The sequence below is a fragment of the Kordiimonas sp. UBA4487 genome (assembly GCF_002389025.1).
GTDB lineage: Bacteria > Pseudomonadota > Alphaproteobacteria > Sphingomonadales > Kordiimonadaceae > Kordiimonas > Kordiimonas lacus.
The window spans coordinates 113,118-135,831 of the sequence record NZ_DGNR01000012.1 but is presented as its reverse complement, the minus strand read 5'-3'; the positions used below and the strand labels follow the sequence as shown (position 1 = coordinate 135,831).

Here is a 22,714-nt window from a genome sequence, read left to right as displayed (position 1 = left end):
GATCCTTTTCTTAGAACGACCCGGTCCAGCCGACGCGGACCTTGGCATTGCGGCCCGCATCCACCACGCCTGCGAACACGCGCTCCGGCGCGGCGTCAAAGAGATTGTCGACCCCGAGGTCAACACGCAGTCCCTTGAGGCCGCCTGTGGGCTCCCACACCAGGAAGGCATCGACCGTCTCGTAACCCGGGCGTTCCTCGGCCACGTCATCTACTTTGTCGAACCGACCGGCGATGGTAACGCGCGTACCGATCCGGGCATCGATTTCCGGCAGCTTCAGCTCGGCCGACGTGAACAGGCGGTTCGGTGACAGGATACCGACATACTCGCCCGTGTCCTTGTCTGTGCCGTTAACGCTGGAATAGGAAGCCGCGAGCCGCACGCGCGGACTGCTATAGACCGCTTCCAGCTCAAACCCATCCATGGTGGCGCGGCCGGTGTTGATGTTGCGGCTGGTACCGGCGTTGCAGGTGCCGGGGAAACCGGGCACAAAACAGGCCATGGAAAATTCAAAGTTCACCTCGAGATCGATCAGGTCCCTGACGTCAGAGGTGAAATAGGACCCTTTCATGGTCAGGCGGTCTCCGCCTGTGACCAGGTCCGCGAAATCAACGCCCGCACCAAACTCCCATGTTTTTGACCGCTCGGGCAGCAGGTCCGGGTTGGGGATGAAGAAATTCGGGGCCTCAAGGCCGGGGCCAAGCGGGATGGTGAAATGCACATCGTCCGCGAAAATCTCGTTGAAGGACGGCGCCCGAAACGCCTCGCCGTAGGATGCGAACAGCATCAGGTTTTCTGTTGGCTCCCACGTGGCGGCGAATTTGGGGGATGTCGCACTTTCGTCCGTCTCCACCGTTTCACCCGCCGCCCGGTTCCTGAAGCTGTCATAGCGCACGCCGGGCACGATATAGAAGGCGCCCAGTGATGTATCGAGCAACAGTTCCGCCTGCGCGAACAGGCCTGTGGTGTTTGCCACCGCGTCCGGCACACCGCCGCGGGTGCCGTCTGTGGTCTGATTATCGGTGCCTACCTGCTCATCCCGGTAATATTCCCCACCATAGGTGAAGGTGACGTTTGCCTTGCTGCCCAGGTCAAACCGGCTGCGGTTGTCGATGGTGAAGCCCTTGGTTTCCACGTCACGGCCGATGATGCGGTCAGTGTCCAGGTCGTCCTCGTCTACCCGCGCCTTGTTGATGTAGGCCACCGCCTGCAGGTCCACCAATTGGGTTTCCGGGTTATAGCGAGTGCCCAGCCGGAAGGTATCGCTGACAACCCGTTTTGCCATCAGGTCGCCTTCGCTGTTGCCTTGACCGTTGTTGGGTTCAACGGCGTCATTCCTGTAGCCCATCCAGCTGGCGCTCAGGCTCAACGCGTCGCTGGCCTGGAAGCTGAGCTTGGCAAGACCCGAGCCGATCTCGTCGTCGCCCGAAAGCGTCGTGCCGTTGCCCAGCGCGATGTCGCCCGACTGCCGGAACGTCAGGCTAGCCAAGCCGTCGAGACGCCCGTCGCGGGACCGGCCAAACACTGTCGCGCCGGTCATCCATTCATCGCTGGTGCCCTGAAAGCCCGCTTTCAGGCGGTAGCCGGCCCGCTCCCCGTCCGCCAGAAGGTTTGCAGCGTCAAGGGTGCGCAGGCTGATCACCCCGCCCACCGCGCCGGAGCCATAAAGCGATGAGCCTCCGCCCCGCACCACTTCTGCAGAGCCTAATAGGTCGGGTTCGATGAAGAAGCGCCCGTCATGGCCGGACAGGAAGCTTTGGCGCACGCCGTCAAACAGCACGACCACGCCTTCTCCAGCCACACCGCGAATGGTGGGTGTTTCACCGGCGCGGCGCGGTCCGCCATCAAACGACAGGCCGGGGACCGAGACGAAAAGGTCAGACACGCTGGCGGCCAGCAGGTCATCCATTTCCTCGCGCGTTACCACGCTGACGGACGCCGGCACACTGAAGGCCTCCACTTCATTCTTGGTGGCGCTGACGCTGATTTCGGTGATATCCGCCACGGTTTCAGCAGCCGCAGGCATCGTAGCCAACAGTGAAACACCTGCGCATAGGGCGGATTTCAATTTTACAGACTGATACATACTCTTGCTTCCCTTGATCATATTTGCCCTCACGCCGCACCGCGCCTGCCATCTCACCTGCCGAGCCCGATGATTTTTCAAACGCCACACAGGGAGCGTTTTGAAAAATCTCTCCTGAAATTCCTTCCTGGAAAACTTCTGGGCTCTGACGGTCCTGCCTGAGGTATTCAATTAGTTATTGCAAATGATTCTTAATTTCATTAATAGCGTCATAGGCGATGGTTATTAATAATGCAAGTCAGAATCATTATTGTTTTTGAGATCAAGAGGAACAAAAGATGAAGATAAATTTGACCCACCCATGGCGGCCTTTCAGGCATGCCATGCTGGTTGCCGGGCTGATGCTGATGTCAGCCTGCGCGACCAACACCCCGGCCAACCTGGCCGCACAGGCCCCTGCCCCTGTGGCAGCGGGCAGCCACTTTGAGGCCGACCGCGCCGCCATTCTGGCGATGGCAGGCGACTATCAAGTCACCTTCGATTTTCAGGAGACCGTATCGTTCCAGCAGGGCTACACACCCAAGGAACGCTACAAGGCCGGCGGGCACGAGATGGTCCGTGTAATCAAGGACACCGGCGACTTCATCAGCCTGCAACACATCCTGGTGGTGGGTGACGGCGACAAGGTGCCCTTCATGCCAATCAAACACTGGCGGCAGGACTGGCAGTATGAACCGACCACCATCATGGCCTTCAAGGGCGCCAACACCTGGCAGAAACAGCAGCTGACGGAAGCGGAACGCGCGGGGAAATGGTCCCAGACCGTCTATCAGGTGGACGACGCCCCGCGCTATGCCGCCGTGGCGGCGTGGGACCACACAGACGGCACGTCCGAATGGGCAAGCCCGCCAAGCTGGCGCCCCCTGCCACGCCGGGACGCCACCAAGCGCGGCGACTATCACGCCATTGAGGCTATCAACCGCCACGCGCTGACACCCAAGGGCTGGGTGCACGAGCAGGACAACTCGAAGCTGATCCTGACCGGCGATGCACCCAAGCTGCTGGTGCGCGAAATTGGCGTGAACACCTACAATCATTTCGCAGACTTCAAAACCGAAGTCGGCACCGAATATTGGGCCGCTACAAAGGACTTCTGGGCCGAAATCCGCGATGAATGGGACACTCTGATGGCAGAGAATGACACCGTGGCCCTGACGGTGCTTGGGGAGCCGTCCGAGCTTTACATGCAGATCCTGGGGATCGCATCTGACGTGGCCGATGGGAAAGTCCCTTCCGCAGTGGCGGCCGGGGAAGCGGTGTCGATCCTGCATGACTATGTGGACACCAACCCGGCCGCACCGGTCAAACGCCTGCAGGCGCGGGCTGCCGAACAGGCCACCGAACAGACCACAGGCGGCTACAGCCGATAAGCCAATGGGGCAGGCAAACGCGTTGCCTGCCCTTTTCCTCAAGCTTTTGACCTGTACCAGTCAACGCGGCGGGTCAGGAACATGGCCACCGCGAGAGCGACAAACAGCAGTGCTGTCCCTGACAGAAGCGCCAGGTCTTCCATTTTCAGCACGCCATAGAGGTAGGCGAACAGCGCGATCTGCGTGATGGTGATGCCGGATGTCCATTTGCCCGACCCCATCACCGACTTGCCATACGCCGCCACCATGGCGATCACGATTGTTGCAGAAATGCCGTACGCCAGGCCGAAGTCCAGATGCTCCGACAGCGCCAGAAGCGCCATGAAAAACAGGCACAGCGCCAGCCCCGTCAGCATATATTGCACTGGATGCACAGGCCTGCCGGAAATCACCTCGAACAGATAAAGCACCGCAAAGGTCATCAGCACGAACAGGCTGCCATATTTGGCACTGCGGTCTGTCATGGAATAATTGTTTACCGGGTCGACAAACTTGACGCTGATCGACTGACCCTTTGGCGGTCCGTCGAACAACACCGGGCCAAGTCCCTGCGCCAGCCGCAGCGTCTGCCACTGGGCACTGAAGCCGTCTTTCGAAATGCTGTGACTGATGGGCGAAAAGCGCCCCTGAAAACCGGGGGACGGCCAGCCTGAGGCCAGCGTCACATCGGTTCTGGCGCCCGACGGCCAGATATCCAGTGCGCCGGTCCCGCGCAGGGAAAAGCTCATGTCCACAGCCAGGCTGTCACCACCCTGTAAGGTGCCGCCCAAGCCGGCATGAATGCCCTGGCTGTGCCGGCCCAGGCCGGTGCCGGGCTCTATGGGCAACAGCTTGCCGCCGCAGATTATTTCCATATTGCCCTGCAACCCCTGAATGTCGCCCAGCACCAGGCTGACATACAGTTGGTCCCATTTCATGTGCTCGGGCGATACGCCGTCGATCAGGAACGGCAGTTTGAAAGCCGCCTTCATTTTCATATGCGCAGTATAGACATTGGTTTCATAAATGCTGATGGCGCGCTTTTCCACGTCCACATCACCGGTTGCAGTGAGCGTATCAGGCAGCAGGATCAGGGTCCTGCGCTCCAGCTTTTCCTCGCCCGAACTGCTGCGCGACAGCACATGGTCATAGGGCAACACCAGGATTGGTCCTGATATCTGTTGCTCGCCGCCCCAGGTGGCGCCAACACCGGCCAGCACGTCGGTCGACCGGTTGGACCGTTCGTTCACCAGCGACTGTACCATGGTGATGGGTATCAAAAGCACCAGCAGCAAGATGCCCACCAGCGCCGCCTTGAAGCCCGGGCCACCCAGGCCCGACAAAAGCTTCTTTCCTGTATCATTTTCCATCCTGATCATTCCCCCATACGGTTTTCGGATCAAACCGGTATGGGGGTGGATGGTGCCGAAAGCGGGGCCAGATTGTGCGCCCCCGCCTTAAATGCGGGGCAATTTTGCGGCAGGACTAGACGGCTTTCGCCAGCTCCACCACCCGGGCCCAGGCGGCCATGACGTCATCTTTGGTGGTCTGCACCTGCCCCACCTGAAAGCGGATCACCGGGCGTCCGTTCACCAGCGTGCGGGTCAGGTAGGTGAAGCCGTCATCGTTGACCACTGTCAGCAGTTTTTCTGTCAGGGCATCCAGTTCTTCCGTGTCCATCCCTTCCTTGAGCAGGCGAAAGGTCAGGAGCGACAGGTTCGGCCCTGTCACCAGTTCAAACCCGTCCGTATCGCGGACTGTAGCTGCTAGGTCCTTCGCCCAGGCAACATGGCCCCTAAACATGGTGCGCAGGCCCTCAATGCCGCGCAGGCGGATCACGAACCACAGCTTCAGTGCCCGCATGCGGCGGCCAAGCTGGACGCCCCAATCGCGGTAGTCTGTCACGGTGCTGCCTTCGCGGGTTTCAAGGTAAGCGGGCAGGATGGTCAGGGTGCGCACCAGTGTGTCCTTATCGCGCACGAAATGGGCCGTGCAGTCGAACTGCACGCCCATCCATTTATGGGGGTTGAAGACGAAACTGTCGGCGCCTTCCACCCCGTCCAGCTGATAGCGGAATTCCGGGCAGACCATGGCGCTACCGGCCCAAGCGGCGTCCACGTGGAAGTAGGCCTTATTGGCCCGCGCGATCACGCCGATGGCCTTCAAGGGATCAGCTGCGCCGACACTGGTGGAGCCCACAGTCGCCATCACCATGGCCGGGATGATGCCCGCCTTGCGGTCTTCTTCCATCATGGCGGCAAGTGCTGCGGGCTGCATGGCGTGATCTTTGTCTGTTGGCACAAGGCGGATCGAGGCGCGCCCCAGTCCCGCCATCTTGACGGCTTTCTCCAGCGAACTGTGGGCTTCGGCCGAGGTGTAGAATGCCATCTTGGGCGCATGCTGCAGGCCGGTTTCATTCACCTTCCAGTCGGTTGACCGTTCACGGGCGGCCAGCACCGCGCAGAAGGTAGCGCTGGAGGCCGTGTCCTGGATAACCCCCGCCCAGGCACGCGGCAAATCGAGCATGTCCTTCAGCCAGTCCATCATGGCTTCTTCAAGTTCCGTGGCTGCCGGGCTGGTTTCCCACAGCATGGCATTGATGCCCATGGCGCTGATCAGCATTTCCGCCAACTGGCTTTCCGGCGTCACATTGGCCGGGAAATAGGCGAAAAAGCGCGGGTGCTGCCAGTGGGTCACACCGGGCAGGATGATGTCTTTGAAATCCGTCATCAGCTGGTCGAAACTCTCGGCTTCAAGGGGCGGTATAGCAGGAAGCTTGGCGCGCACCTCGCCCGGGGCCACCTGGGCGCGTACGGGAAAGTCGCGCACGCCGTCCATATAGTCGGCGATCCAGTCGATCACATCATGTGCATTTTTGCGGAACTCTTTGCTGTTCATCGCAGGCTTTCCTCCTGGTCCTGATCAACCGTTTATGACGGGGTTGTGAGTTGCGCCAACAGAGCCGTTCGGTACACCTTGGCGCCCAGACAGCACACTATACATGGGGGAAGATCAAATGAAACATCTGCTCATTGCAATCCTTTTTGCCGCTGCCAGCTTTCAGCCCGCCAGCGCCGACGATATGGCCGACCGCAAGGTTATCGAACAGGCGGCGCTGGATTATATCGAAAGCCAGCACAAGCCAGACCCCAGCCGCATGGACCGGGCCCTACACGGTGACATGAAAAAACGCACTTACTGGGAAAAGACGGACGGCACAGAGTATGTCATGGAAACCAGCCGCGACACCATGCTGTGGGTGGCCGAAAACTATAACAAGGACGGCAAGGCCTTCCCAAACCCACCCCGCAAGGACATTGAAATTCTGGCACTTGACGGGCGCATCGCATCGGTGAAGCTGACGGCCGACGACTGGATCGATTACCTTCATCTGATGAAGGGCAATGAGGGTGAGTGGAAGATCATCAATGTGTTGTGGCAGTTCCACGACCAGTCGCAGCAGGTGGACCGGAAGTAGGCCGACAGGTCAGGTTCCCAGCCAGGTGCGTGCCTCAGCAAGATTGTCAAAAACCTTGCTGACCACCGCGCCGGGTTTCAGGCTTTCATAGTGGGCGGCGTATGTCTGGACAATCCTGGCCATCTTAGGATTGTCAGTGACGACCGCAAGCCGCATGCGCGGCGCACCGTCATAGGCCATGACATCCATCTCCGCCATAGTGCCCACCAGATGGTCGTCGGCATAGAAATGGTCTGCGTCGAGCGCGTTGATCAGCATGCGGCTGATCTTCTTGTGGCGCGGGTCACCGGTGATGGCTTTGTTCATGGCAACCATCTGGTTCGGGAAATCCCCGTCCACATGCACTTCAATACAGTCATCCATCCATGTCAGATCAATTGCCACACACGTCCCCATTTTTGAAAAATCATAATGGCGCCAGCCTGTGATGAAAAATCAAACCGACGTTACCGTGCGTCGGACGTCAGGACCTTAAGCGCCGCATCAAGCGCACTGTCCCGGCCAGCAGCCAGGTCTTCTTCGGAAAAAACAGGCACACGGATATGGGGCGGAATGCCCAACCGGTCATAGCTTTTGCCGGCACTGTCCAGATAGCGCTCGTTCGGCAAGGCGAACAGCCAGCCGTTCGGCAGGATGCGCGGCAGCATATCGGCAAATGCACCACGAGTGTTGTCGCCAATGCGTGTTACTTCCGGTGCGCGGTCCATCAGCGCCATCAGGAAAGTTTCTGCTGCGCTCATGCTGTTAGGGCCTGTCAGCACAACCACTGGCCCCCAGAAGCTTTCACGGTCGCTGGCCTGCACCCAGGTTGCGGTTTCGTCCGTCCAGGCTTGCCCGCCTTCGTCACCCCTGTAGGCCTGCTTGGAATAGGCGATATACTCCTGTTCCGTCAGGCGGCGGGCCATCGCCAGCGCAAGGGCGTCCGACCCACCAGCGTTGTCGCGCAGGTCAATCACCAGTCCGGCCAGGCCGTGGATCGGGTCGAAAAAATCATCGAGCGCGCGTTCGAACGCCGCCAGGTTGGCGTCCGGCGTGTTCGCCTCACTGAAATTGGTAAAGCCGCTTACGCGCAGGTAGCCTACCCCCCGCACCAGCTCGGCATAGCCCAGCATGCCGCGGCAGTAGGGTGCCAGCGGGCTCCTGAGGTAGCTGCCGTCGACAATCTCGAACCCCGCTTTGCGGCTTTCTTCCGGCGCCGACCGGCCCGCGCCTTCCGCCCCGAAATACATGGCGTCCAGGCTTGGGGCCACAAGGGCCGTGTGGGCATCTTCAAGGGGCATCAACAGGCCGGTCAGATAGTCAAACAGTTGCTGATCCGTGACGATTGCGTCCACCGCCGGGGCTGGCCATCCGGCGTGCCCTTCCGCGAAGAAAGGATAATGAGTTTTGAAATTCTCATGAAAAACCGCAACCGTGTCCTGTGCGGTTGCGGCGGGGGTGGCCCTGCACGCGTCTGGCAGCGCCGCCAGCTTGTGGGCTGTCATGAAGGTGCTGGTGTCGCTGCGGTGGAAGCGTCGGCTATCCTTGCCTAAAGGCCAGATTTCCATGTCGGCCTCAATGAAGCCTGGGATAGTTACACCAAAGCGCGCTTCCGCATCTTCGCCTTCAAGCTGCTCGAGCGCACCCGGGATCAGGCCGCTTGGCAGACAGCTGATCGCGGTTGTCTCATAGATCGCGACCTCCTGGCCGCGCACGTCAAACAGATAGCCATAGCCCTCTGTTTGCCACACACCGTCAGGGTCTGCCGCTGAACCAGCCGTGCCCAAGAATGTCAGAAAAATTAAGAAAGAAAAAAGCAACCCGCGCATAACAGCTCCCGAAAAAACGGGGCCATCATAGGCAAAAAAACGTCAATGCAAAGCCTGAATTATGGGATGCCTGGCGGGGCTCACGCGGCCTCGCGCACCACCACCATTTTTGCAGCGCGCCGGAAGAACAGAACCGACGACACGGAAATGGCAACCGGCACATGGCGCCCCGCCTTTGTCCGCGCCTTGAGGTTCCTGAGCGGCTTTGAGGCCAAGGCCTTTTCGCTATTACGGTGCGCCCCCGAACCCGACCCAAACAGGACATCCAGATCCGGGATGATATCGGCCAACTGCCTGTTGCGCAGCTCATCCTGGCCATATTCGAACATCTGTTCAGCGATCTGGTTGTTGCGCAGGATTTGGCCTTGCTCGTCACACACCAGAATGGCGTCTGACGACCCTTCGAAAATCATGATGTCGTTACCCCTGCGCCGGATAAGCTTCAACCCGCCCCAAATACAGACGGCACAGTTCAACAGAATAAGCGGGATTATCAGAAGAGCCCCTGTCGCGACCTCGCGCCAAACCTGGCTGATCTGGCGCTCATGCGTTTGCATCTGGGACATATAAGCCGGGAGAATGCGGTCCCGCATGGCGGTGAACGCTGCCACGGCCGCGCTGTCATCCACATAAACCAGCCGGTCCAATTCCGCTGGAGGCAAGGCCCGCCAGTCCGCCTCCCGTGCCCGCAGGAAGTTCTTGCGGTATGTGTCCACCGTTTGGGAGATTGTCTGCAGGTCCTCCCGGTCTTCCGCCTGCAGCGACAGGGCCCGCATGCCCTCAATGGCATCCTCAACTTTCTCCAGCGACGCTTGGGTTCGCTGATCATAGTTCGGTGTACGCCTGAGGACATAGTTTTTGAAATTATGGATAAATTCGCCATAGCCGATCGAGCGTTCGATCTGCGCCAGAGAGGTGGCCTTCTCAATGGACACCTCAGATGTCCGCGTCCAGGCGATATTCATCAGCCCCATGTCGCGGTACAGGGTCCAGCACCAGTGGATCATTGTGCCGTTGATCAGCACAGCCAGTAGAATAATCAGGGTCGCCCGAAAGCGTGGTGACATGGCAGCCTGAGTCATCAATGCCTCCATTCGCCATTCAGCCCTAAAATCTGACCAAATGAGTCTCCTTTATACACGCAATAGGACGTGAACTGAAAGTATTTTCGGGAAATAACAACCTCAGATTTATTTTAGCCATCAACTACAGCAGTTCCACGTTGCTCGGCCCCTTCGCTTCTAGCTGGCAATTCCCCTGAAAACTCTGTATAAGCCGCCGAAATCGGCGGTACTGCCCATGCAATTGCAGGAAAATGTTTGCTCATGAACACGCATACTTCAAAGGTTGGTTTTGTCTCCCTTGGCTGTCCCAAGGCGCTGGTGGACAGCGAACGGATTCTGACAAAGCTCCGCTCGGAAGGCTATGAAATCGCTGCTGAATATGAAGGCGCGGATGTCGTGGTTGTGAACACCTGCGGCTTTATCGACAGCGCAAAGGAAGAAAGCTTCGCCGCCATCAAGGAAGCCATGAACGAGAACGGCAAGGTGATCGTGACCGGTTGCCTGGGCGTGGATGAAGGCGCGGTGCGCGAAGTGGTGCCCGGCGTTCTGGCGGTCACTGGCCCGCACCAGTATGAGCAAGTGGTGGGCGAGGTGCACAAGGCAGCGCCGCAGCCGCACGACCCCTATACCCACCTTGTGCCGGAATCGGGCCTGCGCCTGACGCCGCGCCACTATAGCTACCTGAAGATTTCAGAAGGCTGCAACCACCGCTGCAAATTCTGCATCATCCCATCCTTGCGCGGCGACCTGGCATCCCGCCCGATCCGCGCGGTTCTCCGGGAAGCCGAAAAGCTGGTGGAAGCCGGGACGCAGGAACTGCTGGTGATCAGCCAGGACACCTCAGCCTACGGCCTTGACCTCAAGCACCAGACAGAAAAGTGGAAAGACCGCGAAGTACGCGCCCACATGACCGACCTGGCGCGCGAACTGGGCAACCTGGATGCCTGGGTGCGGCTGCATTATGTCTACCCCTACCCGCATGTGGATGATGTGATCCCGCTGATGGCGGAAGGCAAGATCCTGCCCTACCTGGATATCCCGTTCCAGCATGCGAACCGGGACGTGCTGCGCGCCATGCGCCGCCCTGCCAATGAAGCCAAAGTGTTGGAGCGCATCCAGAACTGGCGCAAGATTGTGCCTGAAATCGTTATCCGCTCCACCTTCATTGTCGGCTTCCCTGGCGAGACCGAAGAACAGTTCCAGTATTTGCTGGACTGGATGCAGGAAGCCCAGCTGGACCGCGTTGGCTGCTTCAGATATGAGCCTGTTGACGGCGCCGCCGCCAACGCGCTGCCGAACCCGGTGCCCGAAGAAGTGAAGCAGGAACGCTGGGAACGCTTCATGGAAGTGCAGGCGAAAATCTCTGCCGAAAAACTCAAGGACCGCGTGGGCATGGAAATGGCCGTGCTGATCGACGAGGTCACAGATGAAGGCGCGGTGGGCCGCACGTACGCAGACGCGCCGGAAATTGACGGCCAGGTGCACCTGATGGGCGCCACAGAGCTTTCGCCGGGCGATATGGTGATGGCGCACATCGACGCCAGCGACGACTATGACTTGCACGGCCATGTGGTTGCCGATGATGAAGAGGACCAGGACGACTGGGACTGGTAAGGCCCTAAGCCGACATCACCCCCAGCGCACCTGAAAGCGCCGCCAAGCTGAAAAGCAACCAATGGGGCAGCCGCCAAAAGCGTTGCCCAAAACGCCTGATAACGGCGGCGCTCAATATTGCCAGCATCGCAGCCATCACCGCGCATGCCGCCGCCGGTAAAACGCCGGAAGGCGTGAAGCCCGCCCAGATAAAGACCGCAGCCACACCCAGGTAAAGCAGGGTAAAGGCATGCCAACAGCCGTATAGCACCGCTTTCATGGTGTCATTCAGGTCCTGTGACGCCAGCATCGGGCGCACCACCCGTGCCCCGCCTGCAAAAACATGAAAGGCGGTCGTCACCAGACACACAAGCCCCGCCATCAGAAAATATACAGTCATACATGCCTCCCGGTTCATCCCGAACACCATAGACCATGCGCTGCCTATTGGCAGACGCCATGATGCCGCAGGCTCCCCACCCTGGCACGCAGCGACGACTATGACCTGCACGGTCATGTGGTTGCCGATGACGAGGAAGATCAGAACGACTGGGATGGGTGACTATTCCGGCGGTGAGATTGCCAAATAGACCGTACTCCATAGCTGAGCGGCATTTGACTCGGTCAGGTGCTGCAGGCCCTGACCATATGGTACAGCCTTGTAGGCTCCATCTGTGAACTCCCATGACCACAGCTCTGCCGTTTTTACATCATGGCCGTTGCCAATCGCGGCCCAGAGTGCGTCCCGAAATGCCGCGAGCCTCGCTTTCGTAGCCTGAGGTAAATCTTCACGGCTGATTTGGCGGTCAAGTCCCGCTGCCATCATGGCCTGCTGCCAGGGCCACACCACCGGTCCATGATAGTGCCCCCGAGTGAAAATTGCCTGAACGTCTGCTGCCGCGTATACGGGATTCGACACCAGCATGCCCACTGGTGTCATCAAGCCTGCCGGAAATGCCTGGCGTGTCTGCTGCATAATCATATCCAGTCGGGCAGCACTTGGCTCACTGAAAAACAGCAAAAATGCCGGGTCTAATTGCATCACCCTAATGGGCGTACCATCGGCCGCAAGCGCCAGCGCAGGAAAATGCACCATATCGTCAGCGTCTGGCTGCACAGCAACCGTAGGCACTCCAAGAACGTCTGCATAGACGTCGACCCGTCTCTGGGCTACATCCAGCGGCAAAGCCGCTTCGAACAGACTTGGCGCTTCACGCGTCCAAACTTCAGCCATTGCAGCCGCATTGCGAGCAAGACCTTCGTTCTTGACGACACCAGCCTCAACCAACTGGGTAATCGCTTCCAAGGCCGCTGGCACCAGTACAGCATTCACACTGTATGAATAGCGTCCATTTGCCAGGCCTTCCTGACTGTCACGCCAGTCACCCACACGGCTACCTTCTTCAATCTCGATCAGGGTGTGGAACACCGGGTCTTGCGCGAAAGGCTGTGCGCACTTCAGCACATACCGAACATTACGCATCAACAGGTCGGCATATGTCTCGTCCATGGTCGCTTGCTGAGCCAACAGTGCCTTGAGATGCGCATGTTCCTTTTCTCCCATGGACAAGTAACGCGCCAACACGGGTGTCAGCATGAAATCTTCATCCACCATGGCATAATCATATACTGGCCGGGCAACGGCTTCATTGCCACGATCGAGCTGTCGCAAGACAGCAAATTCAGCGATATCCTCCTCATGCGCCACCTGCCCGTCTGCTGCCAGGCGAGACAGTACGGAAGTTGCTGCAGCCTCAAAGGCCTTTGGCTTCAAGACTGGCATCAGAAGAGCTGCTGACAACAGTGTGTCGCGGCCAAAATACGTATTGAAGCGCCAGGAACCGGCCAGCATTTTCTCCTCATAAGTCAGGAAAGCAAGTATGTTCCGGGACAACCTGTCCAGGGCAGCTTCGTCGGTCAGAAGGTCCTGCATGGGAATAGGCGTCAGTGGCGTGTCCCCTGTCAGCGCCTGCATACGAAAGCGGATCATGCCGTCCGTCCCTGCATCCAAGCGGAGCTTGCCTTCTACTTCAGCAATTTTGCCTGACAGCATGGTCAGGCCCATTTGATAGCCACCCGAGCCATCAAGCCGAACCCGGGACCAGCGTACAGTGTCCACTCCACTGGTGCGCGACACTTGTATCCGATTGTCCACCACGCTTTCATGCATATAGGTGCGGATCGTACGAATGTTGCCCTGAACGACTTTACGCACCACCAGCGTGTCAGCTCGCACTGAAACAGTGGCTTGAATGCCGTTAAGTGGCCCCGATGGTGAATTGATACTCAACGGGGTCAAGTCCTCCAGTGCTTGCCACGCCACTGGCTCCTCAGTCGTATCAAACCATAGGCTGACTCCACTATTGCCAGCAGGGAATGCTACGATAAGGCGCGGTCTTCTGCCTGATCTCAGAACAGTGTGGGCCGCAACCGGGCCCGACCGGTAAAACTCATTATAGATTTTGCCCTCTGTCACTGCGAAATGCAGGATATCCTCAGCCGCATCCGACGAAAAACCTACCGGCGCCCAAGCAACCACCAAAGCCATCGCCAGCAAGCGGGCACGCCAGACAAAAAGAACTCGTTTTACTCTCGTCACTTCGCTTCTCCCTTGTTGCTCACCATGTTTACTCAATTCAGATCATTTATGCAATCGATTGCAACACAAAGAGACCTGAAGTAGTTTCGTGGTCAGGCCACGCGGAAGGTCAGGCTGTAGCGCTTGTTTCCTGTCAGTGGGTGTTGGCCCTCCTTGAGGGTCTTGACCCCGTGATAGGCCATGCGGGCGGCACCCCCCATCACCAGCATGTCGCCGTCTTCAAGTCCGATGTTGACGGGCGTACCGCCGCGCGCGCTGCCGAACAGCTGGAAGGTTGCGGGCACCCCAAGCGACAGGGTCACCACGGGCCAGCGAAAATCGCGCTCATTCTTGTCCTGGTGGGACCCAAGCTTGAGCCCTGGTTCATAGCGGTTGATCAGGCAGGCATTGGGACGGCACCCGTCAAAGCCACCTGCTTCTGCCGCCCGTGTCGCCACATCCATCAGTGCGTCAGGGATCGCGGGCCACGGTTGGCCCGTCTCAGGATCATCCGGTCGGTAGCGGTATCCTGACGAGCCGGATGTCCAGCCCAGGTCACCCGCGTTTGTTGTCGCCACCCGGATCACATGCCCGCCGGGTGTCCGCTGGTTTCTGAAAGGCGCTTCAGCCGCAATCTGCTGCATCAGGACAAAGGCCTGCGCGCTATCGGCTAAGCCACGCAGCAATGTGACACCTTCAGTGATCACCTCCTGCTTGGGGCGCAGGCTATCGAACAGGTCAGCCACCCCAGTTACCGCGCGTCATGGAAGATGATGCCAAGCGTATAGCGCTCGCCTGACGTGATCTCGCTCACCCCGTGCCTCAGTTTTACCCGGTGATAACCGCGGCTGCCTTTCCTGGGGCGTTCGTTGACGGCAAAGATGATCGCCTGCCCCTGCCTGAGGCGCGGCACGTGCCCGACAGACTGCATGCGCGGCCTGTTTTCAACCAGCATGAAATCGCCGCCTTCGAAGTCCGTGCCGGGGTCCGACAGCAGCACTGCCATCTGAAACGGGAAATAACGGTCACCATACAGGTCCTGGTGCAGGCAGTTATAATCCCCTACCTGATATTTCAGGATTAGGGGCGTGGGGCGCGCCTGCCCATCCGCGTGGCAAAGTGCCAGATAGTCATCAAGCCGGGCCGGGTAGCCTGCCTCAAGCCCCAATCTGTCCGCCCACATGTCAGCTGCCTTGGCAACATGGGGATAGGCTGCCTGACGCAGCTCCGCCACCACAGGTGGCAGCGGGTAGCTGAAATATTTATATTCGCCCTGCCCGAAGCCGTGTCGTGCCATATGGATATGGCTGCGGTACAGGCCTTCCTGCCCGAAGCCTGCCTTCAAGGCCGCGCACTCCCCGGGCGTCAGGATGGGACCAGTGACCGCGTAGCCCGTTTCAAGCAACCGGTGCTGGATATCGGCCCACGGCAGGCCGCCAATGCGGGCGGCCAGTTCTGATTTTTCAGGGATTGAAGCCTGTGCCATCGCTGCCTTCTTCTTGTGAATTGCCATGCCTTTTCATGGCTCTGGCAACCCGTTCAAGTCAAGGAACAGCCAAGAAAGAGGTCCGTTTCCGGCGACAAAAAAGGGCCGCCAGAAACGCTGGCAGCCCTGACCTTCATGTTCGCAATTGCTTCAGGAATCCAGCTTTTGCTCCGCCGCGGCTTCCGCTTCTGGCAACAGATAGCCATGTTCCCCAAGCGGCAGCCCCATGATGTCGACCATGCGCTTGTTCACCTGGCGAATGAACGGATACAGCAGCCCCTTGGTTTGTTCGCTCATGCTATAGTCAAGCGAGACATCAGGTTGCTGCTCAACCGCTTGCCGCGCCGCCTCAATCAGCGACAGGATCGATTTGACGCGGATCTCTTCCGCCTGCAGAAGGTCATCAAAGACCGGGCGGTTGGATTCCAGGGTTGTCAGGTCATCAGGACCAACCGGCAAGGAGCGGTCGCCGCTGAGGTCAATACCCTGGCGCAGATAGAGCCGCTGAAAATGGTAAGCCTCCGCATCGGAAAGCTCGTTTTCCGCATCACTCATTTCCGCTTTAATGACAATATCGTGGGCTGCAAGCAGATCCTGCAGTGCACGCGGGTTTTGCACCAGATCCTCATACAGAAGCACTTCGAATTTGTGGAAATGGCTTGCCGCCACACCGGCCAACGACACATGGTCCATGCAGGACATCAAGCCCTTGCTGCCGCGCACCAGGTGATATTTCACGAAATTGTCGAAACTGGCCCGAAGTCCTTCGTGCACAAGAGCATGCTTATAGGACGCGCGCAGGAAATCGACCTGTTCACGGATCACCAGGATCACCAGCGTGTCTTCCGGCATCACTGCCTTGAGGCGCTGCATATGGCTGTCGTAGCCGTCACCGGTTTGGCCGACGATATTGTCGTCGCTTACAATGAAGGCTGTGGCCCCATTTTCTTCGGCGCTTTCCAGGCCAAGCCTGAAAACGGTGGCAACCAGATCGGAGTTATAGTGATAACTTGGTATTTGCAGAAGTTCCGTCTCAAGCGCGAATTGCACCTGGCTTGGCACATGGCTGGTGGGGCCTTTGCCCAAGTAAAAATTATTGCTTTCGTCGGTCAGGAACATGTCCCGAATGGCCGAAGCCCGCGCCATCGGCATCCCAATATGCAGCACACCTTTCACGGCGCCCCCCTTTTCAAAATTCCTCAATCCACTGTGTTATGACATGCATCACCCATCAGGCCAATGGCCTTGATCCGGGAGAATGGCTTCCTACCGGCCGCCATCTGCCTGTTGCTCGGTGCTCACCAGCTGATAGTCGCCTGACGCTTTCAACTGCTCGTAAGAGGCCTTTATCCGTGCCCTGATGTCGGCAGGCACATTGAGGCCGGACGCGAGGTAAAAGCCAGCACGGCTGTCCAGACGCATGACCGGTTTGGTCAGGTCGAGCGAATAGCCTTCCGCTTTCCGAAGGCGCCGATTGACGGAAAAATCGCTGATGTAAAGGTCTGCCCGACCGGCCAGCACCATACGAAAATCACCTGTGCCCTCCTTGGCAATCGGAATGATGTTGGCAACCGGCACACCGGCCCACACCAACAATTCGCATGTCAGATCGCCAGACACGCAGGATGCGGTGAACATACCCGCCTCAAGGTTTTCCCGGGTAACGGGCCGCGTTTCCTCTGCCCGGGCAAAAATATGAAAATTGGATTCAGCGAGCAGCACGAGCCAATCGAAGCCATATTCGCGGCGTGGCGTGCGGGTGATGGTGTAGATCAGCGCATCCGGCCGCGTTCGCGCGTAATTCATCGCCCGTGCCCACGGTACGATCTTGATCTCATATTGAAGTCCGGCCGCATCCAATACCTGCCGCACCCTGTCAGTCGCTAGGCCAGCCACCGATCCGTCGGGTTTGGCATAATTGAAGGGAGGATAATTTTCGGTATAGACGATGAGAGGCTGCCCATCTGCCGCACGCGCCGCAGCAGCACCGCACACAAGTGCGAGCATCGCCAGCCCCAGTTTAATCCCTAGTCGCATATCTACTCCGTGACAAACGGCTACTCGATACGCCCCACAGCCTCATACCACATAGTTTAGGGGCGCAGCATCAATAATCGGTTAACACGTGTCTGCTTGAAATCACCACCCCTGCGCGCTAATTCAGTTTCACGGCAGTTCCACGGTGGAGCTGCCAACAAGTGAAGCTTGTACTCAGGGCAGGGTGAAATTCCCGACCGGCGGTATGGCCTGGATTTCCCGGCCGAGCCCGCGAGCGCCCACCAGACCTTTGGTGGGGTCAGCAGATCCGGTGAGACGCCGGAGCCGACGGTATAGTCCGGATGAGAGAGTGGAAGCAGTGTGCCCCTTGGGGCATGCTTTCTGGTGCGTGCGGCCCTGTCCTGCGCCCAGTCCGTCTTTATATGCCCTGATTCCTGCGCCTCTGATGATTGGAGACATACAGTGAATCAGACAAACACAACCCAACCAACCCTGGCCGATTTCGGAAACCCGCACGCGCGGGTGGAAAAGGCCATCGCCAGCTTGCGTGCGGGCGGCGGCATCCTCGTGATGGATGACGAAAACCGCGAAAACGAGGGCGATATCATCTTCCCGGCAGATACCATGACGGTCGAGCAGATGGCGCTGGTGATCCGCGAAGGCACCGGCATCGTCTGCCTGTCGCTGCCTGACGAGAAACTCAAGGCGCTTGAGCTGCCGCAAATGGTGGCGGACAATTCGTCCAGCATGGGCACGGCCTTTACCGTGTCGGTTGAAGCCAAGCACGGCGTGACCACCGGCGTGTCGGCGGCGGACCGCATCACCACGATCCGCACCGCCATTGCGCCAGACGCCAAACCAGACGACCTGGCGCGCCCGGGCCATGTATTCCCACTCAGGGCCCACCCTGGTGGGGTGATGGCACGCCCGGGACATACCGAAGCCTCGCTGGAGCTGGTAACCCGCGCTGGCCACAGCCCGGCGGCCGTCTTGTGCGAACTTCAGAATGCAGACGGCACCATGGCGCGGCTGCCTGAAATCCTGCAGTTTGCGCAGGAACAGTCCATGGCTGTGGTCACGATTGAAGACCTGCAGGCCTATATGGCGGCAGCGGCCAGAAAAGTCGCCTAAGAACGGCTATGAGAAAAAGCGCGTGCCCAAGGGCGCGCGCTAACCCCAGAAGCCCGGCAGCGCCAGCGCAGTGATTGCCAGAAACAGCGCCCATTGCGGCATCTGGCTGAAGCGCTGCTTTTTCCAGGTAACCAGGCCAAGGTTCCAGACACAGAAAGCTGTGGAGAGGAAGGTGGCAAGCACCGCAAGCTCAATACCGTCCGGGTGGAAAGCGGCCCAGAAGAAACTACCCGCCATCGCCGCCAGCGTCAGCGACACCAGGTGCCAGCAATAATAATTGGTATATTTGGCAACCGCGTGGATATCTGTGGCTGCAAGCAGCGGCCTCGCGATTTCGCGCCCGCCCAGAATGCAGTGGATCAGCATGGTCAGCGCACTGGCAGAGCCCGCCAGCAGGAACCAGATGTTCATGAGAAATGCCCCCCCCAATTGTTCGGAAGGAACCTTAACCTGCCATAGCCCGCGGTGCCATGAGGCACACTGTCGCGCACCCGTCAGCATGGCGTCTATTCGGGCAGGTTGTCCAACTCGCTTGGGTCGAGTGTCAGCGGATCACCCGCTTCCCGCAACCTATCCCGGGCACCCATGATCGCCGCACGCAAATCAGGTTTGAGCCCAAGGCCGGATGCGAGGAAAAGGTCCCCGCCCGCCTCCAGCGTTTTCACAGGCTTCAGCCGGTCTGGCGACACCCCAAAGGCCTTCAGCCGGTAGCGGTTGTGGATTTCTTCCGCCACATAAAGATCTGCACGACCCGCCAGCACCAGCATCACGTCCGGTCGGTTCACTTCAGCGATCCGGTAGATGTTTTTCTCCGGCACCTTCAGGCCCTTCACAAGCAGGCAGGATATATCGTCGACCAAACAAGCCACCCGATAATGAGCCATATTCCAATCTATTTCGGCATCGAAACGATGATCGCCCTGCCTTGCGAACAAGTGGAACTTGATACTGCCCAGCTGGACAAGCCACTGGAACAGGTCTTCGCGGCCTTCCTGCCGGGCGATGGTATAGATCAGGGCATTGTCTTCCTCGAGCGTGGCACGGTAGGCACGGGTCCAGGGCACGTGGATGATGCGGTATTCAATGCCGGTTTCGTCCAGCAACCGGCGCACAAGCCGGGTCGACAGGCCATCTAGCCGCCCGTCTTTGGTCAGATAGCTATAGGGTGGGTAGCTTTCCGTATAAACGACAATGTCTGGGCCTTGGGCTTGCGTGGGCGAGGCCAGCAGGCAACAAGCACCAAGCCAGGCCAAAACAACGGCCCGCCCCCCAGCGCTGACACGCAATGGCACTCGAAAAAAATTACCCAACAACTATCAACGGTCCTTTTAACCTTTGCCCGTCACTCAGGCACCCGGGCAGGCTTTCCAACCACCCCAAAAGTGGGTTCAGCCTACAGACCACTGATTAATTAAATCATAACAGGTTAAAGCTGCTTCACGCGCCAAGCTGGTAGGGCCCGCCGCGTTCCAGCGCGTGGCCATAGGCCGGGCGCGCCTGCATGCGCTCAAGATAGGCCTTCAAGTTCGGGAATTTGGCGATGATCCCACTCACGGCCGCTACCTCAAGCACGAATACAAGCATGATATCCGCGCCGGTCAGTTGGTCACCAACGAAGAAATCCCGTTCGCCGAGGCGTTCCGCCATATAGGACAGGTGATTGGCAATCTCGCTCTGGATACGGGGGGCAAGCGGGGCCGCCGCCTCTCCCAGCCTGCCGGTATAGAGCGCCAGCATGAAAGGCAGCATGGCGGACCCTTCGGCAAAATGCAGCCATTCCACATAGGAATTATAGTCCTGCGCGCCGGGGTTCGGGCCGAATTCACCGCCACCATAGGTGCGCACCAGATAATCCACAATCGCGCCCGATTCCGCGATTTTGACACTGCCGTCTTCCAGCACCGGGCTTTTCCCCAGAGGATGAACCGCCTTCAGGCTATCAGGCGCCAGCCGGGTTTCCTTGTCCCGCTCGTAGGAGACGATGTCATACTCGAGCCCCATTTCCTCCAGGATCCAGAGAATACGCTGCGACCGCGAATTATTGAGATGATGCACCCTGATCATGAACCTCGTTCCTTTCCGTTTTTTGTCCCTTAGTGCAAGAAGTAGAGCCTTTTAGTCGGCTGCCCAACCATATATTGGGGCCTGCATTATTCGTTTGGGCCTTCCCGCGAATATGGTATTTTACGCCTCCCCGGATAACCGGGCCGGCAGCATGCCGAAAACGCCTAACAGGAAGGCCGTCGCACCAATGAGTGCCCAGATCGAAGATTATTATTCGCCCGATACCTTCAACCGCATCAAAGCCCTGGCCGACACGCAGGAGACACCATTTCTTGTGGTAGACACCGGCATGGTCGATGAGGCTTATAATGACCTGACACAAAAGTTCCCCACCGCGAAAATCTATTATGCGGTGAAGGCGAACCCGGCGCCGGAGATCATCAATCTCCTGAAGGATAAAGGGTCAAATTTCGACATTGCGTCCATCTATGAGCTGGACCGTGTGCTGGAGCATGGCGTGTCACCGGACCGCTTGAGCTACGGCAACACCATCAAGAAATCCAAGGACATCCGCTATTTCCATGAACGCGGCGTGCGCCTGTTTGCGACAGATTCAGAAGCTGACCTCAGGAACATTGCCAAGGCGGCCCCGGGCGCGAAAGTGTACGCGCGCGTGCTGACAGAAGGCACCCACACCGCCGACTGGCCCCTCAGCCGCAAGTTCGGCTGCCAGAACGACATGGCAATCGACCTGATGATCCTGGCGCGCGACCTGGGGCTGGTGCCTTATGGCATCTCCTTCCATGTGGGTTCCCAGCAGCGCGACATCGGCGCCTGGGACGCGGCCATCGCCAAGGTTTCCAGCATTTTCGAGCGCCTCAAGCTTGAGGACGGCATTGAGCTGAAAATGATCAATATGGGCGGCGGCTTCCCCGGTGCCTACACCATGCGCGCCCACGAATTGCAGACCTACGCGGAAGAGATCACCCGCTTCCTCAAGGAAGATTTCGGCGAGGACATGCCGGAGATTATTCTGGAACCGGGCCGGTCGATGGTGGCCAACGCCGGCGTGCTGGTCAGCGAAGTGGTGCTGATTTCACGGAAGGCGCGCACCTCGCTGCACCGCTGGGTGTTCACCGACGTGGGTAAATTCTCCGGCCTCATTGAAACCATGGACGAAGCGATCAAATATCCGATCTACACCGAAAAGCAGGGTGAGCTTGAAGAGGTCGTGATCGCCGGGCCGACGTGCGACAGCGCCGACATCATGTATGAAGACAACAAGGTGCCGTTGCCGCTCAACCTGGCCATCGGGGACAGGCTCTACTGGTTCTCCACCGGGGCTTACACCACGAGCTACAGCGCCATTGAATTCAACGGCTTCCCGCCCCTGAAAGCTTATTATATCTGAGGCTTGTTATATCTAGGCAGTTTTACGGGGTGGCCTGGGCCGCCCCTGCCGCAACCGCGCTGCGCACACCTTTCCGGCGCACCAGCCATTCCGCGACCAAAAGGTTCGGAATCCAGCAGGCATAGGCAATCACCGGATAGGCTGTGCCGAACGGCAGCCCCATGACCCCCAGCGATAATGGCAGATAAAGCCTGAGCGTCACCGCCGCGAAGGTCAGTGCGAAAGACCGTGTCATCCACCTCTTGTGGTCCTGGAAGCGACGGGCGCGGGCCGTCAGAAAGCCATAGCCCGTGGTCACCACCCAGGCGACACCCAGCCCCAGGAAGCCCACCTGCGCCACCACACCGGCATCCGACCCAAACCCCAGCCAAATACCCCCAACCGCGGACAGCATGCAGGCCGTAACATAAGTGCGGCCCACCCAGCGGTGCAGCTTTGGTGCCCGGGCCCGCAGCCGGTTGAAAAACTGGAAGCCGCCAATGGCCAATGCAAGCGGCCCGAAGCCGAAGTGCAGATACATGGCCAGCGGCCGGTCCGCCAAATGGTGGGCCATGCCATCATTCTGGATGGGGCTGTCGGGCCAGATCAGGGCCCAGCCATAAAGGGCAACAGCCACTGACAGGATTGTCATCAGGATTATCAGGATCGTTTTCATCATTTCCTCGCTGTCTATATCACGACTATCGAGCAGCTCTGTCGGCGCTTCGATGCAGAAATCATGACCTGAA

21 protein-coding genes and 1 riboswitch are annotated in these 22,714 nt (G+C 58.8%); of the genes, 5 read left to right on the top strand and 16 right to left on the bottom strand.

The features are described from left to right. Positions 1-10: 10 nt before the first annotated feature. A complete protein-coding gene (locus B3Z17_RS10100) occupies positions 11-2,086 on the bottom strand; it encodes a TonB-dependent receptor domain-containing protein (protein WP_286829693.1) in 2,076 nt (691 codons plus the stop codon). Between the two features lie 278 nt (positions 2,087-2,364). Between B3Z17_RS10100 and B3Z17_RS10095 the strand changes: the two genes are divergently transcribed. Further along, positions 2,365-3,456 (top strand): DUF6607 family protein, encoded by a 1,092-nt coding sequence (locus B3Z17_RS10095; protein WP_286829692.1) that lies wholly within the window; start codon positions 2,365-2,367, stop codon positions 3,454-3,456. 38 nt (positions 3,457-3,494) lie between these two features. Here B3Z17_RS10095 and creD read toward each other — a convergent pair whose 3' ends face one another. Both creD and B3Z17_RS10085 read right to left on the bottom strand, forming a co-directional pair. Further along, entirely contained in the window at positions 3,495-4,805 is a 1,311-nt protein-coding gene (gene creD / locus B3Z17_RS10090; protein WP_286829691.1) for a cell envelope integrity protein CreD, read from the bottom strand. 115 nt (positions 4,806-4,920) lie between these two features. Further along, positions 4,921-6,333: a pyridoxal phosphate-dependent decarboxylase family protein gene (locus B3Z17_RS10085; protein WP_286829690.1), complete on the bottom strand. Its 1,413-nt coding sequence runs from the start codon at positions 6,331-6,333 to the stop codon at positions 4,921-4,923. A gap of 118 nt (positions 6,334-6,451) precedes the next feature. On the opposite strand from B3Z17_RS10085, the gene B3Z17_RS10080 reads away from it, so the two are divergent. Further along, positions 6,452-6,913 carry a nuclear transport factor 2 family protein gene (locus tag B3Z17_RS10080; protein WP_286829689.1) on the top strand — a complete coding sequence of 154 codons (462 nt, stop codon included), beginning with the start codon at positions 6,452-6,454 and terminating at the stop codon, positions 6,911-6,913. A 9-nt stretch (positions 6,914-6,922) separates the two neighbouring features. Here B3Z17_RS10080 and B3Z17_RS10075 read toward each other — a convergent pair whose 3' ends face one another. From B3Z17_RS10075 to B3Z17_RS10065, 3 genes are all read right to left on the bottom strand, one after another. Then, positions 6,923-7,297 carry an STAS/SEC14 domain-containing protein gene (locus B3Z17_RS10075; RefSeq protein WP_286829688.1) on the bottom strand — a complete coding sequence of 125 codons (375 nt, stop codon included), beginning with the start codon at positions 7,295-7,297 and terminating at the stop codon, positions 6,923-6,925. A gap of 62 nt (positions 7,298-7,359) precedes the next feature. Then, positions 7,360-8,643: a S41 family peptidase gene (locus B3Z17_RS10070; RefSeq protein ID WP_286829687.1), complete on the bottom strand. Its 1,284-nt coding sequence runs from the start codon at positions 8,641-8,643 to the stop codon at positions 7,360-7,362. A 158-nt stretch (positions 8,644-8,801) separates the two neighbouring features. Further along, positions 8,802-9,803, bottom strand: coding sequence for a PAS domain-containing protein (locus B3Z17_RS10065; RefSeq protein ID WP_286829686.1), 1,002 nt, complete (start codon positions 9,801-9,803; stop codon positions 8,802-8,804). Positions 9,804-10,046: 243 nt separating this feature from the next. Here B3Z17_RS10065 and rimO point away from each other — a divergent pair, with 243 nt between their 5' ends. Further along, on the top strand, positions 10,047-11,399 hold the full coding sequence (rimO, locus tag B3Z17_RS10060) for a 30S ribosomal protein S12 methylthiotransferase RimO (RefSeq protein WP_286829685.1): 1,353 nt from the start codon (positions 10,047-10,049) through the stop codon (positions 11,397-11,399). A 4-nt stretch (positions 11,400-11,403) separates the two neighbouring features. Here rimO and B3Z17_RS10055 read toward each other — a convergent pair whose 3' ends face one another. From B3Z17_RS10055 to B3Z17_RS10030, 6 genes are all read right to left on the bottom strand, one after another. Next, on the bottom strand, positions 11,404-11,778 hold the full coding sequence (locus tag B3Z17_RS10055; protein ID WP_286829684.1) for a hypothetical protein: 375 nt from the start codon (positions 11,776-11,778) through the stop codon (positions 11,404-11,406). Between the two features lie 162 nt (positions 11,779-11,940). Continuing rightward, positions 11,941-13,977 carry a hypothetical protein gene (locus B3Z17_RS10050; RefSeq protein ID WP_286829683.1) on the bottom strand — a complete coding sequence of 679 codons (2,037 nt, stop codon included), beginning with the start codon at positions 13,975-13,977 and terminating at the stop codon, positions 11,941-11,943. Between the two features lie 92 nt (positions 13,978-14,069). Beyond that, complete coding sequence (locus B3Z17_RS10045) at positions 14,070-14,702, bottom strand: alpha-ketoglutarate-dependent dioxygenase AlkB (protein WP_286829682.1); 633 nt, start codon at positions 14,700-14,702, stop codon at positions 14,070-14,072. Between the two features lie 5 nt (positions 14,703-14,707). After that, positions 14,708-15,469 carry a 2OG-Fe(II) oxygenase gene (locus tag B3Z17_RS10040; RefSeq protein WP_286829681.1) on the bottom strand — a complete coding sequence of 254 codons (762 nt, stop codon included), beginning with the start codon at positions 15,467-15,469 and terminating at the stop codon, positions 14,708-14,710. Positions 15,470-15,592: 123 nt separating this feature from the next. Next, positions 15,593-16,618, bottom strand: coding sequence for a hypothetical protein (locus tag B3Z17_RS10035; protein ID WP_286829680.1), 1,026 nt, complete (start codon positions 16,616-16,618; stop codon positions 15,593-15,595). A gap of 90 nt (positions 16,619-16,708) precedes the next feature. After that, positions 16,709-17,479, bottom strand: coding sequence for a substrate-binding periplasmic protein (locus tag B3Z17_RS10030; RefSeq protein WP_286829679.1), 771 nt, complete (start codon positions 17,477-17,479; stop codon positions 16,709-16,711). 166 nt (positions 17,480-17,645) lie between these two features. After that, a riboswitch (FMN riboswitch) is annotated at positions 17,646-17,797 on the top strand. Between the two features lie 105 nt (positions 17,798-17,902). On the opposite strand from B3Z17_RS10030, the gene ribB reads away from it, so the two are divergent. Continuing rightward, on the top strand, positions 17,903-18,571 hold the full coding sequence (gene ribB / locus B3Z17_RS10025; RefSeq protein ID WP_286829678.1) for a 3,4-dihydroxy-2-butanone-4-phosphate synthase: 669 nt from the start codon (positions 17,903-17,905) through the stop codon (positions 18,569-18,571). Between the two features lie 39 nt (positions 18,572-18,610). Here the strand turns inward: ribB and B3Z17_RS10020 are convergent, their stop codons facing one another. The 3 genes from B3Z17_RS10020 to B3Z17_RS10010 form a co-directional block, all read right to left on the bottom strand. Next, positions 18,611-18,982, bottom strand: a complete 372-nt coding sequence (locus tag B3Z17_RS10020; protein ID WP_286829677.1) for a hypothetical protein — start codon at positions 18,980-18,982, stop codon at positions 18,611-18,613. A gap of 95 nt (positions 18,983-19,077) precedes the next feature. Further along, positions 19,078-19,824 (bottom strand): substrate-binding periplasmic protein, encoded by a 747-nt coding sequence (locus B3Z17_RS10015; protein ID WP_286829676.1) that lies wholly within the window; start codon positions 19,822-19,824, stop codon positions 19,078-19,080. Positions 19,825-20,008: 184 nt separating this feature from the next. Then, entirely contained in the window at positions 20,009-20,635 is a 627-nt protein-coding gene (locus tag B3Z17_RS10010; RefSeq protein ID WP_286829675.1) for a glutathione S-transferase family protein, read from the bottom strand. A 187-nt stretch (positions 20,636-20,822) separates the two neighbouring features. Here B3Z17_RS10010 and B3Z17_RS10005 point away from each other — a divergent pair, with 187 nt between their 5' ends. Then, positions 20,823-21,986 carry a type III PLP-dependent enzyme gene (locus tag B3Z17_RS10005; RefSeq protein WP_349680322.1) on the top strand — a complete coding sequence of 388 codons (1,164 nt, stop codon included), beginning with the start codon at positions 20,823-20,825 and terminating at the stop codon, positions 21,984-21,986. A gap of 22 nt (positions 21,987-22,008) precedes the next feature. Here the strand turns inward: B3Z17_RS10005 and B3Z17_RS10000 are convergent, their stop codons facing one another. Beyond that, positions 22,009-22,644, bottom strand: a complete 636-nt coding sequence (locus B3Z17_RS10000; RefSeq protein WP_286829673.1) for a DUF2306 domain-containing protein — start codon at positions 22,642-22,644, stop codon at positions 22,009-22,011. Positions 22,645-22,714: the final 70 nt, after the last annotated feature.